Source organism: Chitinophaga sp. (assembly GCF_036566945.1).
In the GTDB taxonomy this organism is placed as follows: domain Bacteria; phylum Bacteroidota; class Bacteroidia; order Chitinophagales; family Chitinophagaceae; genus Chitinophaga.
On sequence record NZ_DATCVJ010000853.1, the window covers coordinates 1 to 17,088 of the forward strand.

General features: G+C 48.6%; 15 protein-coding genes. All 15 read left to right on the forward strand.

Features of this window, described 5'->3' with window-relative positions:
* Positions 1-68: 68 nt before the first annotated feature.
* Positions 69-1,883, forward strand: a complete 1,815-nt coding sequence (locus VIP81_RS25760; RefSeq protein WP_331968016.1) for a beta-galactosidase family protein — start codon at positions 69-71, stop codon at positions 1,881-1,883.
* Between the two features lie 241 nt (positions 1,884-2,124).
* Positions 2,125-2,568: a CBS domain-containing protein gene (locus VIP81_RS25765; protein ID WP_331968018.1), complete on the forward strand. Its 444-nt coding sequence runs from the start codon at positions 2,125-2,127 to the stop codon at positions 2,566-2,568.
* Between the two features lie 255 nt (positions 2,569-2,823).
* A complete protein-coding gene (locus VIP81_RS25770) occupies positions 2,824-3,306 on the forward strand; it encodes an NADH-quinone oxidoreductase subunit A (protein ID WP_133810306.1) in 483 nt (160 codons plus the stop codon).
* A 50-nt stretch (positions 3,307-3,356) separates the two neighbouring features.
* On the forward strand, positions 3,357-3,995 hold the full coding sequence (locus tag VIP81_RS25775; protein WP_331968022.1) for an NADH-quinone oxidoreductase subunit B family protein: 639 nt from the start codon (positions 3,357-3,359) through the stop codon (positions 3,993-3,995).
* Positions 3,996-4,126: 131 nt separating this feature from the next.
* The gene (gene nuoC, locus VIP81_RS25780; RefSeq protein WP_331968023.1) at positions 4,127-5,872 is read left to right on the forward strand and encodes an NADH-quinone oxidoreductase subunit C/D; all 1,746 of its coding nucleotides are present in this window, start codon (positions 4,127-4,129) and stop codon (positions 5,870-5,872) included.
* A gap of 11 nt (positions 5,873-5,883) precedes the next feature.
* Complete coding sequence (gene nuoE, locus VIP81_RS25785; protein WP_331968025.1) at positions 5,884-6,348, forward strand: NADH-quinone oxidoreductase subunit NuoE; 465 nt, start codon at positions 5,884-5,886, stop codon at positions 6,346-6,348.
* On the forward strand, positions 6,345-7,625 hold the full coding sequence (gene nuoF / locus VIP81_RS25790) for an NADH-quinone oxidoreductase subunit NuoF (protein WP_331968027.1): 1,281 nt from the start codon (positions 6,345-6,347) through the stop codon (positions 7,623-7,625). The genes nuoE and nuoF overlap by 4 nt, the downstream gene beginning before the upstream one ends.
* Complete coding sequence (gene nuoG, locus VIP81_RS25795; RefSeq protein WP_331968029.1) at positions 7,612-10,305, forward strand: NADH-quinone oxidoreductase subunit NuoG; 2,694 nt, start codon at positions 7,612-7,614, stop codon at positions 10,303-10,305. The genes nuoF and nuoG overlap by 14 nt, the downstream gene beginning before the upstream one ends.
* Positions 10,306-10,309: 4 nt before the next feature.
* Complete coding sequence (gene nuoH / locus VIP81_RS25800) at positions 10,310-11,260, forward strand: NADH-quinone oxidoreductase subunit NuoH (protein WP_331968031.1); 951 nt, start codon at positions 10,310-10,312, stop codon at positions 11,258-11,260.
* Between the two features lie 10 nt (positions 11,261-11,270).
* On the forward strand, positions 11,271-11,786 hold the full coding sequence (nuoI, locus tag VIP81_RS25805; protein ID WP_331968033.1) for an NADH-quinone oxidoreductase subunit NuoI: 516 nt from the start codon (positions 11,271-11,273) through the stop codon (positions 11,784-11,786).
* Positions 11,783-12,313, forward strand: coding sequence for an NADH-quinone oxidoreductase subunit J (gene nuoJ, locus VIP81_RS25810; RefSeq protein ID WP_331968035.1), 531 nt, complete (start codon positions 11,783-11,785; stop codon positions 12,311-12,313). The genes nuoI and nuoJ overlap by 4 nt, the downstream gene beginning before the upstream one ends.
* Positions 12,310-12,618, forward strand: a complete 309-nt coding sequence (gene nuoK / locus VIP81_RS25815) for an NADH-quinone oxidoreductase subunit NuoK (RefSeq protein WP_133810298.1) — start codon at positions 12,310-12,312, stop codon at positions 12,616-12,618. The genes nuoJ and nuoK overlap by 4 nt, the downstream gene beginning before the upstream one ends.
* Positions 12,619-12,633: 15 nt before the next feature.
* On the forward strand, positions 12,634-14,523 hold the full coding sequence (gene nuoL, locus VIP81_RS25820) for an NADH-quinone oxidoreductase subunit L (RefSeq protein WP_331968039.1): 1,890 nt from the start codon (positions 12,634-12,636) through the stop codon (positions 14,521-14,523).
* A gap of 23 nt (positions 14,524-14,546) precedes the next feature.
* Positions 14,547-15,998 carry an NADH-quinone oxidoreductase subunit M gene (gene nuoM / locus VIP81_RS25825; protein WP_331968041.1) on the forward strand — a complete coding sequence of 484 codons (1,452 nt, stop codon included), beginning with the start codon at positions 14,547-14,549 and terminating at the stop codon, positions 15,996-15,998.
* Positions 15,985-17,088 (forward strand): NADH-quinone oxidoreductase subunit N (locus VIP81_RS25830; RefSeq protein WP_331968043.1); only part of this gene is annotated, 1,104 nt, incomplete at its 3' end. The genes nuoM and VIP81_RS25830, both read left to right, overlap by 14 nt.

A 17,088-nucleotide genomic window follows, 5' to 3' on the forward strand; every position in this document is an offset into this window, starting at 1 on the left:
TAATTCGTAATTTGTAATTCGTAATTATTTAACGTATTTTGTACGCTTATCTGCAACTTATTTGAACAATGAAAAAAGTAATCCTAAGCGGCATGCTGGCGTTATCCTGTTGGATGGGGCAGGCAGTGCAGGCACAAAACAAACATTCCTTTGCCTTGAGTAAAACTGATTTCGTGCTGGATGGCAAGCCTTTCCAGATGATCAGTGGTGAAATGCACCCGGCCCGTATTCCGCATGAATACTGGCGTCATCGTATTCAGATGGCGAAAGCAATGGGCTGTAATACAATTGCGGCTTATGTTTTCTGGAACTATCATGAGCCGGTGAAGGGACAGTTTGATTTCAGCACTGGCAATCACAACATTGCGGAGTTCATCAAAATAGCGCAGGAAGAAGGTATGTGGGTGTTACTCCGCCCGGGTCCTTATGTATGCGCAGAATGGGAATTTGGCGGTTTGCCTCCTTACCTGTTGCAGACGCCGGATATCAAGGTGCGTTGCATGGATCCGCGTTATATACAGGCAGTGACCACTTACGTGGAACACCTGGCAGCAGAAGTGAAACCTTTGCTGGTAACCAATGGCGGCCCGGTTGTGATGGTGCAGATAGAAAATGAATACGGCAGCTACGGTAACGATAAAGAATATTTAAACACGCTGAAAGATATGTGGGTGAAGAATGGTATCAACGTTCCATTCTATACCGCTGATGGCGCTACTGCCTACATGCTGGAAGCAGGAGGAGTAGAAGGCGCCGCCATAGGACTGGATTCCGGTGGCTCTGAAGCTGATTTTGCCGCTGCTAAAAAACAAAACCCGAATGTACCTGCGTTCAGCAGCGAATCCTATCCGGGTTGGTTAACACACTGGGGTGAACAATGGCAACGCCCGGGCGTAGAGGGCATCTCCAAAGAAGTAAAATTCCTGATGGATACCAAACGCTCTTTTAATTTGTACGTGATTCATGGCGGAACGAATTTCGGATATACTGCCGGCGCCAATTCTGGCGGTAAAGGTGGTTACGAACCCGATGTAACCAGTTACGATTATGATGCACCTATTAACGAGCAGGGAAGCGCTACGCCTAAGTACCAGGCTTTGCGTCAACTCCTGGGTAGTTATCTCCCGAAGGGTAAAAAATTACCGGCTATTCCGGCGCCTATCCCTACTATTACCATTCCTGCATTTAACCTCACGGCATTTACATCTGTGTGGGATCATTTGCCGGCAGCAGTGCACACGCCGCAGCCTAAACCATTTGAGGCATTTGGGCAGGACTATGGCTTTATGTTGTATAAAACCACGCTGATAGGACATAAGAGCGGTAAGCTGACCGTGAAAGACCTGCATGATTATGCGACGGTATTCCTCAACGGAAAATACATTGGTAAATTAGATCGCCGCCTGGGTGAGAAAACCATTGATATTCCAGTGAGCGACGTACAAAATCCGGTGCTGGAAATCCTGGTGGAAGGTATGGGCCGCATCAACTTTGCAGACGCCCTCATCGACCGTAAAGGTATCACAGACCGTGTTGTACTGAATGGTATGACGCTGATGAACTGGGAAGTATATGGTTTACCGATGACAGAGAAATTTGTACAGGACCTGAGTGCTTCCAGCACCAATGCTACCAAACCGGGACAGTTCTTTAAAGCTACTTTTAATCTCGATAAAACAGGGGATACCTATATTGATATGTCTGCCTACAAAAAAGGTATTGTGTGGGTAAATGGTCATAACCTGGGCCGCTATTGGGAAATAGGACCACAGAAAAGACTGTATTGCCCTGCTCCGTGGTTGAAGAAAGGCGCTAATGAAATAGTGGTGTTTGATTTACACCAGGATGCAGCAGCACCGGTGTCGGGAGCGGCGACGTTGTAAAGCATAAAGGAGAAAGCAAAAAGCAAAAAGCCATTGAGGCGAATGATCAAAGCGGGTATTACTCTTCGCGCTGATCATTCGCCTCAATGGCTTTTTGCTTTCTCCCTTATGCTTTATGCTTCCACCCATTGTGTACTTTTTACACTAACAATTTATTTCTTACTGTCTTGCTTTTAACAGCGAAAAATGCTAACTTAGAAATGGTGGTTTTTCATTTATTTACTCTCTTAAAATGCATGCCATGGGTAAGGTACGCAACATCCTGCAGGCTAAGGGTCATGCAGTATACTCTATCAATCCTGACAACACTGTCTTTGAAGCCCTTCAAATGTTGGTCGATCGCAACGTAGGAGCCCTGACGGTAGTCGACAGTCATGATCAATTCCTTGGAATTTTTTCAGAACGTGATTATGCCCGCAGAGTGATTCTGAAGGGACGTGCTTCTAAGGAAACCCTGATCCGCGAAATCATGACAGAACGCCCTATTACAGTGACGGAAGAAGACTCCATTGAAGACTGTATGGGACTGATGACTGATAAAAGAATCCGTCACCTGCCCGTAATAGACGGACAGAACAGGTTGATTGGTTTGATTTCCATTGGTGACGTGGTGAAATTTATTATAGATGACCAACGTTATATCATTACCAGTCTGGAATGTTATATAACAGGCACGCATACCTGATTTTCGCAGTAGAAACAGTTTTGCAGATTCCCACTAATTTTAGTAACTTCAATTTCATATAGTCTTTACCGTAATGCAGCGAATGAAACGTTATGAAATCAGATCATCATCTGATTCCCTCTTTTGAATAAGCGGTTTACAGACGTATACTAATGTTTAACAGATTTGTTACAGTAGATTGGAAAGCATACTACTGGTTTTTCCCAAAGACTGGCATGACGGACTTTTAAGTAAATCGCTCGGAGGGCGAACACTTTGAAAAGCGCTGTTTCTGACATCACCCCTATCTGGCCATTTCTAGCATATGGTGCTATTGTTGTGATACTTATCGGTATCATACTGGGATTATCCTATGTACTAGGCCAACGCCATAAAGACCGCGCAACAGGCGAGGCATACGAGTCCGGTATTATCTCCACCGGCTCCGCCCGACTTAGGTTCCCTTCTCAGTTTTACCTGGTAGCAATGCTGTTTGTTATTTTCGACATTGAAACAGTATTAATTATTTCCTGGGCAATTGCCTACAAAGAAGTAGGCTGGACCGGCTTTCTCGGCGTTTCCGTTTTTATCTTCATATTATTGGCTGTACTTATTTACGAATGGCGTAACGGCGCATTGGACTTCGGGCCCGATGGGAAGAAAATATTACGCGCATATAAAAAAATGCGGAAGAAAAAATCCGCTAACGTTAACGGTTACACGGACATTAAGACACCAACACCACAGGCACTTACGTAACAGCAGCATGTTGATTTTATGATTCACGCATAAAGTAAATCAACTCATTTATGAAATGGTGGCTGACCAACGCAAATGATGTAACGGGCAAAGTTTCCGGCAATACCTCTATGGAAGAAGTAATCCAGCAAAGTGTGATGCTTACTTCTGTAGAAAGCCTCCTGGCCTGGGGACGCAAAAACTCTCTCTGGCCCTTCCACTTCGGCCTTTCCTGTTGTTTTGTGGAGATGGCAACTGCTATGACCCCCAAGTATGACGTGGCCCGCTTCGGCGCAGAAGTCATCAGAGGAACTCCCCGCGAAGCAGATGTCATGATCATCGCCGGTACGGTATTCATCAAAATGGCACCCGTTATACAGCGTTTGTATGAACAGATGATGGAACCCCGCTGGGTAATATCCATGGGCTCCTGCGCTAATTCCGGCGGAATGTACGACATCTACAGCGTAGTACAGGGCGTAGATAAATTTTTGCCCGTAGATGTATACGTGCCCGGTTGCCCCCCGCGCCCCGACGCATTTATGCAGGGCCTCGTGATGCTGCGCGACAGCGTAGGCAAGGAGAAACGACCACTCAGCTGGGTGATCGGCGAACAAGGCGTGATCAGACCCGAAAAAATTTCCATGAAAGATACCCTGCGTGATAAACGACAGCAAATGACACAGTTTAAAACACCCGACGAAATATAGGAATAGCTGTTAGCTTTTAGCTGTTAGATGATAGCGAAAGCTAATAATCAGCCACTAATCGCTACAATCTGATCGCTAAAAGCTAACAGCTAACAGCTAAAAGCTATTTAACCATCGCTAAATTCTATTCTATGCCCGAGCGTATTGCTGCGGAATTAAGCGCCCGTTTTGGTGATATCACCTTTCAGCCTCAGGCTACACGGGATGGGACGTCTACCTTCTGGACGCCACAGGAGAATATCGTGGCCGTACTAATATTTCTTAAATCAGAAATACAAATGCCCTATCGCATGCTCTATGACCTCACGGCCATTGATGAGCGTGCGTATAAACGGCAACAGAACGGGCATAAACCCTATGATTTTACCGTTGTTTACACACTTTTTTCCTTCGACAGAAACGAATTCCTGCGCATCAAAGCCGGTCTCCATGGCGAATACCCTGCGCTCGACAGTATCACCTCCATCTGGACTTCCGCCAACTGGTACGAACGCGAAGTGTATGATATGTTCGGCATCCGGTTCAATGGTCACCCCTTACTGAAACGCATCCTGATGCCCTCCACCTGGGAGGGGCATCCGCTCCGCAAGGAGCATCCGGCACGTGCTACTGAAATGGGACCGTTTAAGCTCTATGACGAGAAGCAGGATAGGGAGCAGGAGGCCCTGCGGTTTAAACCCGAAGAATGGGGCTTAAAACGCCATAGCGAAGATGCTGACTTCATGTTCCTCAATATAGGTCCCCAACACCCCGGTACCCATGGCGTACTACGCATTATCCTCCAACTAAACGGAGAAGATATTGTAGATGCCGTACCAGACATCGGCTTCCACCACCGTGGCGCCGAAAAAATGGGCGAGCGGCAGTCCTGGCACACCTACATTCCCTACACAGATCGTATCGATTACCTCGGTGGCGTTAATAACAACCTGGCCTACCTGCTGTCGGTAGAACAGCTGGGAGGTATCGATGTGCCCCTGCGCGCCCAGGTGATCCGTATTATGCTCTGCGAACTGTTCCGCATTGCCAGCCACCTGGTATGGTATGGTACGTTTGCCCAGGACCTGGGTCAGCTGTCGCCCGTATTCTATATGTTCACCGACCGTGAACGCATCTTCGAAATCATTGAAGCCATCTGCGGCGGCCGCATGCATCCCAACTGGTTCCGCATTGGCGGCGTAGCCCAGGACCTACCCAATGGCTGGGAACCATTGGTGAAAAACTTCATCAGCTATTTCCCCAAACAACTGAAGGAGTACGATAACATGGTCATGAAAAATTACCTGTTTAAAGCCCGAACCAAAGGTATCGGCATCTATACCGTGGAAGAAGCGATTGACTGGGGCGTCACCGGCCCCGGACTCCGTGCCTGCGGTATGGAGTGGGATATGCGCAAGAAAAGGCCCTATGGAGGTTACGAGAATTTTGCTTTCGAGATCCCGGTCGCACACAACGGGGATTGTTACGACCGCGCGGTAGTGCGGGTGGAAGAAATGCGACAGAGCCTGCGCATTATAGAACAATGCGTGGCCTACATGCCGTCAGGCGATTACAAGTCGCATCACCCGCTGGCTACCCCTCCGGTAAAAGCACGCACCATGCAGGATATAGAAACCCTCATACACCATTTTCTCAACGTAAGCTGGGGACCCGTTATCCCGGCCGGTGAAGCCATGATGGTGACAGAAGCCACCAAAGGATGGAACAGCTATTACCTGATCAGCGATGGTAACACCGCCGCTTACCGGGTAAGGGTGCGAACGCCCTCTTTTCCACACATGCAGATGATTCCGCTGATCAGCCGCGGGTATACAGTGGCCGATCTGCTTTCTATACTCGGAGGAATGGATTATGTACTCGCAGATATTGACAGATAATTTAACAACATATGCTCTCTGCAATTGAAATAGAACAAATCACACATGAACTGCAACACGTGCCGGTAAAAAAGGCTGCCTGTATAGAAGCCCTGAAAATTGTGCAGCAGCAGCGCCGATGGGTATCCGACGACAGCGTGGCAGACATCGCCCTGCTGCTGGACATGAGTACGGCGGAAGTAGATAGCGTAGCCACTTTCTATAACCTGATTTTCAGGCACCCGGTAGGCCGCCACGTTATCCTCCTCTGTGACAGCATCAGTTGCTACGTGATGGGCTATACGGAAATAAAACAACAGCTGATGGAGCTCCTGCAGATAAAATATGGACAAACAACACCCGATGAACGCTTTACGCTGCTGCCCAACGCTTGCCTGGGTACCTGCGATCACGCACCGGCACTGATGATTGATAATGACCTGTACAGAGACCTGAAAGCTGAAAATCTTTCACAAATACTGGATCAATATTTATGAATATGGAACGTCCGCTCACACAACATATTCCCGCTTCGGGCGCCGCACTTCACCTGAAGGAGTACGAAGCAGTGGGCGGCTACTCCGCACTGCGCAAGGTATTGCAGGAACTGACACCGGAAGAAGTTACGGGAAAAGTAAAAGAGGCTAACCTCAAAGGCCGGGGCGGTGCAGGTTTCAGCACCGGCATGAAATGGAGCTTCGTACCCATGAATGTAGCCGGTCCAAAATACCTCGTGGCCAACGCTGATGAAATGGAGCCAGGTACCTTCAAAGACCGGTGGCTGCTGGAAGGCAACCCACACCAGCTGCTGGAAGGAATGATCATTTCTTCTTATGCCATACAGGCTACACAGGCGTTTGTTTTTATGCGCTGGGCCTATAAAGATGCCGCGCAGATCATGCGCCAGGCGATTGCAGATGCTTATGCAGCCGGCTATCTCGGTAAAAATATACTCGGTAAAAATTACAGCCTGGAAATGCAACTGCATACAGGCGTAGGCAGATATATGTGCGGGGAAGAAACCGCCCTGCTCAACTCACTGGAAGGCAAACGCGCCATACCCCGCGCCAAACCACCGTTTCCACAGGTGAGTGGATTATTTGGTAAACCTACCATTGTGAACAATGTAGAAACATTGTCTTACATACCACATATCATAAACAACGGAGGCGACTGGTTCAAATCATTGAGCTATACCGCAGACGGGGGTACGAAAATATACGGCGTAAGCGGAAAGGTTAACAAGCCCGGTGCCTGGGAACTACCTATGGGGGTTACTATGCGGGAATTGCTGGAAGAACACGCTGGCGGCATGAAAGCAGGTTATCGCTTTCGCGGTGCATTGCCGGGTGGCGCCTCGACAGATTTCCTGACCGATGCCCATCTGGATGTAAAAATGGATTTCGCAGGAGTAGCGGCCGCAGGAAGCCGCCTGGGTACCGGCACTATGGTGGTATTAGACGATCATACCTGCCCGGTTGGTTTTGTACATAACCTGGAACATTTCTTCGCACAGGAATCCTGCGGATTCTGCACACCCTGCCGCGAAGGATTACCCTGGACGGAAAAAATATTATATGCTTTGGAACAGGGACACGGAACGTATGCTGATCTGGAACAACTCGATATGCATACAAAACTGCTTGGCCCCGGCAATACATTTTGTGCACTGGCACCCGGTGCCATGGAACCGCTGCAGAGCGCACTGAAATATTTCCGGGAAGATTTTGAGCAACATATCAAAGATAAAAAATGCCCATATGCCCATCATTAACATCGATAATAAACCTTATGAAGTAAAGGAGGGCAAGAACCTGCTGGAAGCTTGCCTGTCGCTCGGTTTAAACCTTCCTTACTTTTGCTGGCACCCCGCCCTGGGGTCAGTTGGGGCCTGCAGACAATGTGCGGTGAAAGTATTCAAAGATGCAGAAGATACCAAAGGCAGAATCGTCATGTCCTGCATGGAGCCGGTAAAAGATCAGCTTCGTTTATCCGTTGACGATAAAGACGCCAAAGATTTCCGTGAGCATGTGATTGGCTGGCTGATGACCAATCACCCACATGATTGCGCCGTATGTGATGAAGGTGGCGCCTGCCACTTGCAGGACATGACCGTGATGACGGGGCATTCCTACCGGGATTATCATTTCACCAAAAGAACATATAACAACCAATACCTCGGACCATTTCTTAATCACGAAATGAACCGCTGCATTCAATGTTATCGCTGCGTACGTTTTTATAAAGATTTCGCCGGCGGTAAAGACCTCGATGTATTTGCGGCACACAACCACGTGTATTTTGGACGGCAGCAGGATGGGACCCTGGAAAGTGAGTTCAGTGGTAACCTGGCAGAGATTTGTCCTACCGGCGTATTTACAGATAAAACCCTCAAACAACATTATACCCGTAAATGGGACCTTACTTCCGCGGCATCTGTATGCCAGGGCTGTGGCCTTGGCTGCAACATCCTCGCCGGGGAAAGATATGGCGCCATCCGGCAAATTACCAACCGTTTTAACGGCGCTGTAAATGGTTATTTCCTCTGTGACCGTGGTCGCTACGGCTATGAATTTGTGAATAGTGAACAACGTATTAAAACACCGATGGTATACCATGGACCTGCGGATCAGGCGAATGGCATACCCGTGATGCAGCATATCCATAACAGGATGAAACCCGGTAAAACTATTGGTATCGGTTCTCCCCGTGCTTCACTGGAATCTAATGCCGTATTAAAAGAATTAGTAGGAGAAGAAAATTTTTACCTCGGTGTTTCCGCCGCAGATCATGACCTGGTATCCCTTTCCCTCAAAATACTCCGGCAGGGTCCTGTACGCGCGGCATCGCTGCAGGAAGCTGCTGCGGCTGATGTGGTGCTGATCCTGGGCGAAGATGTGACGAACACGGCGCCTATGTTGGCCTTGTCGGTACGGCAGGCAGTACGCCGTATTCCTGTAGGCGACGCCATTAACAGCGTACACGTGCCCGCCTGGCAGGATGCCGCCGTGCGCGAGGCAGTACAGGACGGTAAAGGCCCGCTGTATATACTGAATGTTCAGGAAACAAAACTGGATGAACTGGCCAAAGGAGCCTGGCATACAGCGCCTGATAATATTGCCCGTATAGGCTTTGGCGTTAGTCATCTGCTGAGCGATAAAATGCCGGTCGTCACCGGTATGTCAGAACAGGGAAAAGCCATTGCCATTGAAATTGCGGAAGCATTAAAAAATGCAAAAAATCCGCTGATCGTCGCCGGCTACGGCAGTGGCAGCGAAGCCGTGATCAAGTCGGCCGCCAACGTAGCCTGGGCATTGCACGATCTGGGCATTGATGCCATGCTCACTTTCACGGTACCTGAATGCAATAGCATGGGATTGGAAATGTTGGGAGGCCACCGCCTGGAATCGGCGGTAGACCGCGCACTTAATAACGAAGCTGACACTGTGATCATCCTGGAAAATGACCTGTACCGCCGTTTAAACAAGCACCGGGCAGATCTTTTTTTCAGCAGGGTACACGACGTTATTTTACTGGATCATTTGTACAATGCCACCGCGGAAAAGGCGACGATTATATTGCCCGCGGGCACTTTTGCAGAATCAGATGGCACACTGGTAAACAACGAAGGCCGCGCACAGCGATTCTTCCAGGTGTTTTCGAGTAAAACTGCCATACAGGAAAGCTGGCGCTGGCTGTTACAAATAGCCGCCGGCACCGGGCACGCTACCTTATCGACCCTGCAACACCTGGACGACGTAGTAAACCATATAGCTGCCACATCGCCGGTATTTGCGGGAATAGATACACTGACACCACAAGCCAATTTTCGTATTGCCGGTCAGAAAGTACCCAGAGAACCTCATCGCTACAGCGGCCGCACAGCCATGCAGGCCAATCTGCAGGTGAGCGAACCCAAACCACCCGAAGATACCGATACGGCGCTTTCTTTTACCATGGAAGGATATCGGGGAGAACCGCCTTCCTCCATGATCCCGTTCTTCTGGTCACCGGGATGGAACTCCGTACAATCCGTGAATAAATTCCAGGTAGAAACGGGTGGCCCCCTGCATGACGGAAATGGTGGTAAACGACTAATCAGCGCTAACGTAAACGGACATACGCCATTTTATACAGAGGTGCCGGAGCCTTATCTGCCGCTGACAGAACACTTGCTGCTGGTGCCGCTCTATCATATTTACGGTTCGGAAGAACTGAGTGTGCACACGCCCGGCGTGGCAGAGCGCATTCCCGCACCCTATATTATGCTGCATAGTGAAGATGCGAAACGACTGCAGGTGGCAGCAGGATATCTGTTACATTTTAAAGATAACGGTCACGATTATACGTTACCGGTAATCATTAATAATACCTTACAGCAAGGGGTAGCTGGTATACCTGTGGGCCTGCCGGGCATACAGATCGCCGAAGCGCCACAGCTGATAAAAGTATAACGATATGACAAACTTCTGGTGGATCATAGGAGGGGTGCTATTCGCCCTGTTAAACACGGCGGCCGGACTTATATGGGTGGAGCGCCGGATGCTGGCACTATGGCAGGACCGCTACGGACCTAACAGGGCCGGCCCTTTTGGCCTGCTGGTAGTACTGGCAGATACCATTAAATTGTTTTTCAAGGAAGACTGGATTCCTCCTTTTGCAGATAAAGTAGTGTTTGTTTTTGCGCCGGCAGTAGTGATGCTCAGTGTACTCATGAGCTTTGTAGTAATGCCTTTCGCTCCTAATATCATTGTAGCAGATTTGAATATCGGCTTACTGTTTTTCCTCGCCATGTCCTCCTTAGGAGTGTATAGCGTGGTGCTGGGTGGTTGGGCTTCCAATAATAAATATGCGTTGTTGGGTGCTATGCGCGGGGCTTCACAAATGATCAGCTATGAGGTATTTATGGGGCTGGCGTTAATGGGCGTAGTAGTATTGAGCGGATCGTTTAACCTCCGCGAAATAGTGGAGGCACAAAAAACGGTATGGTTTATTGTACCGCAATTTATTGGCTTTCTCATTTTCCTGGTGGCAGGAGTGGCGGAAACACACCGGCTGCCGTTTGATATACCGGAGGCAGAAAGTGAGCTGGTAGCGGGTTTTCACTCAGAATATTCCGGGATGAAGTTCGGGATGTTTTTTATTGGAGAATACCTCGGCATCACCCTTATTTCCGGTATGCTGGTGACCTTGTATTTCGGAGGCTGGCTGGGCCCGGCTTTTCTGCCGCCGGTACTTTGGTTTGTAATAAAAACTTTTGCTTTCATCATGCTTTTTATCCTGTTCCGTGCTTCCATGCCAAGGCCACGATATGATCAGCTGATGGAGTATGGATGGAAGGTATTATTCCCGTTATCCATCTTAAATCTGATGGTAACGGCGGCGATCAAACTTTGGTTAAATACTTAAAACTCAAAATATGCTTAGTCTGGTAAGAAGTATGTGGCTGATTTTCCTGCATATGTTTCATAAACGTGAAACCTTTCAGTATCCGGAGCAAAAAGCGCCGCTGCCAGCCCGCTGGCGTGGCCGCATTGCACTCACCCGTGATCCGGATGGAGGGGAGCGTTGTGTGGGTTGCTACCTGTGCGCGGCGGCATGTCCGGTAGACTGTATTTCCCTGCAATCCACCGAAGATGAATCCGGCAGACGATACCCGGAATTTTTCCGCATTAATTTCTCTCGTTGTATTTTTTGTGGTTTCTGTGAAGAAGCTTGTCCCACTTATGCCATACAGCTATTACCCGATTATGAAATGGCAGAATACAACCGGCAAAACCTGGTATATGAAAAAGAAGATCTGCTAATCAACAGCGAGGGCAAATATCCCGGTTATAATTATTACAACGTAGCGGGCATGGCTATACGTGGAAAAGATAAAGGAGATGCCCAACAGGAAGAACCACCGGTAGATGTTAAAAGTTTACTGCCATGATTGGACCAGCCTTCTATATTGCCGCAGCAATTGCCATTTTAGCCACTATTATGGTGATTACGCGCTATAACATTATGCACGCATTATTATACCTGGTAGTATCCTTACTGGCAGTGGCGGTAGTACTGTATCTCTACGGGGCGCCGTTTATGGCAGCACTGGAGGTGATTGTATATGCCGGTGCTATTATGGTGCTGCTGATATTTTTCGTCATGATGCTCAACCTGGGCAAAGAGTCGGCTGCGCAGGAAAAGTTATGGCTGAAGCCCCGCATCTGGATTTTTCCTTCCCTGCTTTGCATCATCCTGTTGGGAGAACTGGTGTTTCTCGTTTTACAGAACCGTCAGCCTGTTGCAGATATACAGATAGTAGATCCAAAAGCGGTAGGGATGGCCCTTTTCGGGCCCTACATCCTGGCGGTAGAACTCACAGGTATGCTGCTGATGGCGGGTATTGTGGGCGCCTATCATTTAGGGCGGCAGAAAGAAAAAACATTACACCGGTTCCTGGAAAATAATGAACTATGAACGTGCATCCTACTACAGCGGGCATGCTGCTCGCCGGCGTTTTATTTGTGCTGGGGCTAATCAGCATCCTGGTACGCCGCGACATTATTTTTATGTTGTTATCGGTGGAAGTAATGCTCAACGCTGCCGGGCTGGCTTTTGTGGTCGCCTCTTCGCATTGGGGTACAGCCGACGGGCAGGTGATGTTCATCTTCATTCTGGCCATGGCAGCAGCAGAAGTCTCGGTAGGATTGGCTCTGATACTACAGTTATATCATCAGCTCAAAACATTGGATAGTGATGAAGCCGCAAAAATGAATGGATAAAAAAATATGATCATTATGTTCCCTGCACTCATACCGCTCATTCCTTTTGTAAGTGCCTTTCTGCTCATGCTGGGCTGGAAACGTATGAGCCGTATAGCCGTTACCGTAATCGGATGCGGTAGTATTGGTTTAGCCGCCATCGTAGCGGTATTGATCGCTATACAATTTGCGGGCAATGGGGAACAGGCCATTGTGCAGCATGCGGGCAACTGGCTGGAAGTGGGTGGATTTAAAATAGACTTCGATCTCCGGATGGACGCATTGTCTGTTGTATTTGTGGGAGTGATTACTATCGTAGGATTTCTGATTCATGTGTATGCTTCGGGCTATATGCACGAAGAACCTGACTACGCCCGCTTTTTCGCGTGTATGAATTTATTTGTGGGCGCCATGCTTACGCTGGTGATGGCAGATAATTTATTGTTGCTTTACTTCGGCTGGGAAGGCGTAGGGCTTTGCAGCTATCTCCTCATCGGGTTCTGGTATAAAGATCCCGCCAATGGTTACGCCGCACGCAAGGCATTTATTGTAACGCGTGTAGGCGACACCGCTATGGCCATTGCTTTGTTTATGTTGTTTCAGTATACCGGTACCCTGCGTATCCCGGAGATCCTGGAAAGTAGTACCCACCTGTGGACTAAAGGAGACCCGGTGATTACCTGGATTGCTTTGCTGTTGCTGGGTGGCGCGGTGGGCAAGTCGGCGCAACTACCATTACAAACCTGGCTGCCGGATGCGATGGCCGGCCCAACGCCGGTGAGTGCACTCATTCACGCTGCTACCATGGTAACAGCCGGTGTATACCTGATTGCACGCACACATACCTTATTTGAACTGGCGCCGGATGCGCAAACCACTACGGCTGTAATAGGTGCTCTTACACTGGTACTGGCTGGTTTCAGCGCATTGGTGCAAACGGATATTAAAAGAGTGCTGGCTTATTCTACTATCAGCCAGATTGGTTATATGTTCCTGGCACTGGGCTGTGGCGCCTGGTCTGCCGCCGTATTTCATTTTGTAACCCATGCATTTTTTAAAGCCCTGTTGTTTATGGCGGCCGGTGCAATCATTGTGGCGCTGCATCATGAACAGGACTTGTTTAAAATGGGCGGACTTAAAAAACAACTCAAGGGCGTGTATTGGGTATTTCTGATAGGCTGTGCCTCGCTGGCAGCGATTCCTTTTGTAACAGCGGGTTTTTATAGTAAAGACCAGATTATCTGGTTGTCCTGGTCGGCCGCCGGCGGACATGTGGGCTTCTGGCTGGCAGCCTTGCTGGGCGCATTACTCACAGGAATGTATACCTTCCGGATGTTCTTCCTGGTATTTTACGGCGAGGTGAAAACGAGCGTGCATCACCACCCCGGTAAAAGCATGATGATTCCCTTGTACATCCTGGCGGTACTCTCTACCATCGCAGGATTCATTGAGCTGCCGCATACATTAGGGCATGTAACGCTGTTCAGTAACTGGTTGTTGCCGGTATTACCGGCGGTAACGGTGCTACAGGAAAGTATTTCCCTGGAATGGACTTCACAGGCATTGTCGGCAGCACTCGCATTGAGCGGCATAGGGCTGGCCTATGCCTGGGTGGTATTACATCCGAAAGGTATGTCTGATTTCCTGGAAATGCCTGCCATCCTTTGGTTACGGGGTTGCTGGGGCAGGGGATGGGACTTCGATAAATTATATAATATCCTCTTGGTATATCCCTTTGTATACCTGTCACGCATTAATAAGAAGGATCTGATAGACAGAATGTATACGCAACTCGCAGCAGCCATGGAATGGTGTCATAACGTACTGGCACGTACGCAAAGTGGTTTGCTGCGATGGTATATACTGGGCGTGGTACTGGGTGCAGTAGCAATATTGTCTGTACTCATCTGGCGAATATACATATAACGTAAACGTATAAACGAAATATTATGATCCTGCTGGTACTATTACTGATTCTTTTTGCTGCGGCGCTGCTATCCTGGATAGTAGGTGCGAAAAGCCATGCAGGGAGCCGCTGGATAGCCTTCTGCAGTTTAATGCTGAACCTGGGCATTGTCATCAGCATCTGGATAAATCATCCTGCTTCCGGAGATCGCTGGTGGTATCAATACCGGGTAGACTGGGTGCCACATTTTGGTATCAGTCTGCACCTGGCCATGGATGGGTTAAGCTTGCTGATGCTGGCGTTGACATTTTTCCTGGGTGCACTGTCGGTATTAATATCCTGGAAAGAAATTAATAGCCGGGTAGGCTTCTTTCATTTTAACCTGTTGTTTGTGCTTTGCGGTATTACGGGCGTTTTTCTGACCATGGATCTTTTTTTATTTTATTTTTTTTGGGAGATGATGCTCATACCGATGTACTTCCTGATCGGGATCTGGGGACATGAGCACCGGGAATACGCTGCCAATAAGTTTTTCCTGTTCACACAAGCCGGTGGGCTGCTGATGTTGCTGGCAATACTGGGGCTATACTTTGTACATGAAGCTAACACGCACGTATATACGTTTGATTATTTTGACTTGCTGAATACCCCCATGACACCGTCTACTGAACGATGGCTGATGCTGGGTTTCCTCGTAGCCTTCCTGGTAAAATTACCGGCAGTACCTTTTCATACCTGGCTGCCGGATGCGCATACGGAGGCGCCTACTGCGGGTAGTGTGGTACTGGCAGGCCTGTTGTTAAAAACAGGCGCCTACGGTATTCTTCGTTTTGTATTGCCGCTTTTTCCGACTGCTGTCGTGGAAATAGCACCGGTGGCTATGTTGCTGGGTGTTGCAGGTATTTTGTATGGAGGCATGCTGGCCTATGCGCAAACCGATTTGAAAAGATTGATCGCCTACACCAGCGTTAGCCACATGGGGTTTGTTTTGCTAGGGGCTTTTGCATTTAATGAAATTGCTTACCAGGGCGTAGTGATGCAGATGATTACACACGGGATCAGTACAGGCGCGTTGTTCATCATAGCAGGTGCATTGTATGAGCGCATCCATACCCGTAATATCCGGCAAATGGGAGGCCTATGGCTACGTTTACCACTCATGGGTAGTGCTGCTATGATCTTTGTGATGGCATCATTGGGATTGCCTGGGTTGGGCAATTTTGTGGCAGAATTCCTGGTGCTACTGGGTAGCTGGCAGGCCAATCATCTGCTGACGATATTGGCTACCATTGGTTTGGTGGTGGCTACAGCTTATTCTTTGCGTATTATGCAGAAAGTTTTTTTCGGGCCCTGCGACCGGCAATATACCATGCCGGACCTGAGTGGACGTGAACTGGTGATTATCGTGGCCCTGGTGATTGTTATTTGCTGGCTGGGATTTCATCCGCAGCCGGTTCTCCACACCTCCCAAAATATAGACTATGTCGTTCGCTGATTTTTTAAGTCTTGGACCACTGATTACCCTCTGCGCTGCAGCGGTAGGAGCGATGTTGCTGATAGCAATATGGCGTAATCACCGCATTGTATACAGTTTCACGCTCATCGCTTTTATTATGTCGATGATGGCGGTGATACCAGCTATCAAATATATTCCGCATGCTTATCCTCCCTTACTGGTGATAGACGAATTTTCCCTGTTTAATACAGGACTGATTCTGATCGCTGGATTTATCATCCTGTTATTATCTTTTAACTATTTCGAAGAAAGAGAAGAGCGCAAAGAAGAATATTACATCTTACTGATATTGGCTACCATAGGAGCTTTGGTGCTGGTAGTAAGCCGGCATTTCATGGCGCTGTTCCTGGGGCTGGAAATACTGAGTATCAGTTTATACGGGTTAATTGCGTACCTGCGTGCCCGTGAGCGCTCTGATGAAGCGGGTATTAAATACCTGATGCTGGCGGCCTTATCTTCTGCCTTCCTGTTGTTCGGCATGGCGCTGGTGTATGCATTTACAGGACATATGGATTTTCCGGGCATAGGTCTGGCCTTAAGGCAGGCCGGTTATTTACCGGTGAGTGTAATGGCTGGTTTCGGATTGATGTTGATAGGAGTGGGCTTTAAGTTGGGCATAGTACCTTTTCATATGTGGGCGCCGGATATTTATGAAGGTGCGCCGTTACCGGTGGCGGCTTTCATTGCCACGGTTTCAAAAGGGGCGATGCTGGTACTGCTGATCCGTTTTTACCAGGATATTCACGGGAACGACTATCCGATGTTATGGTGGATTGTGGCGATCATTGCGGTGGCTTCTATGTTTGCTGGCAATTGGCTGGCGCTGACCCAACAAAATATAAAACGTATCCTGGCCTATTCCTCCATTGCGCATATGGGATATATCCTGGTAGCTTTTTTATCAGGTGTACAAACGGGGTTGGAAGCACTGGCTTTTTATCTGGTGGCCTATTTTATCACCAGCATCGGCGCTTTCGGCGTTGTGATTGTGATGTCGAGCAGTTTGCAGGATGCAGAAACCATTGCAGATTATAAAGGATTATTCTGGCGGTATCCCTGGGTGGCCACG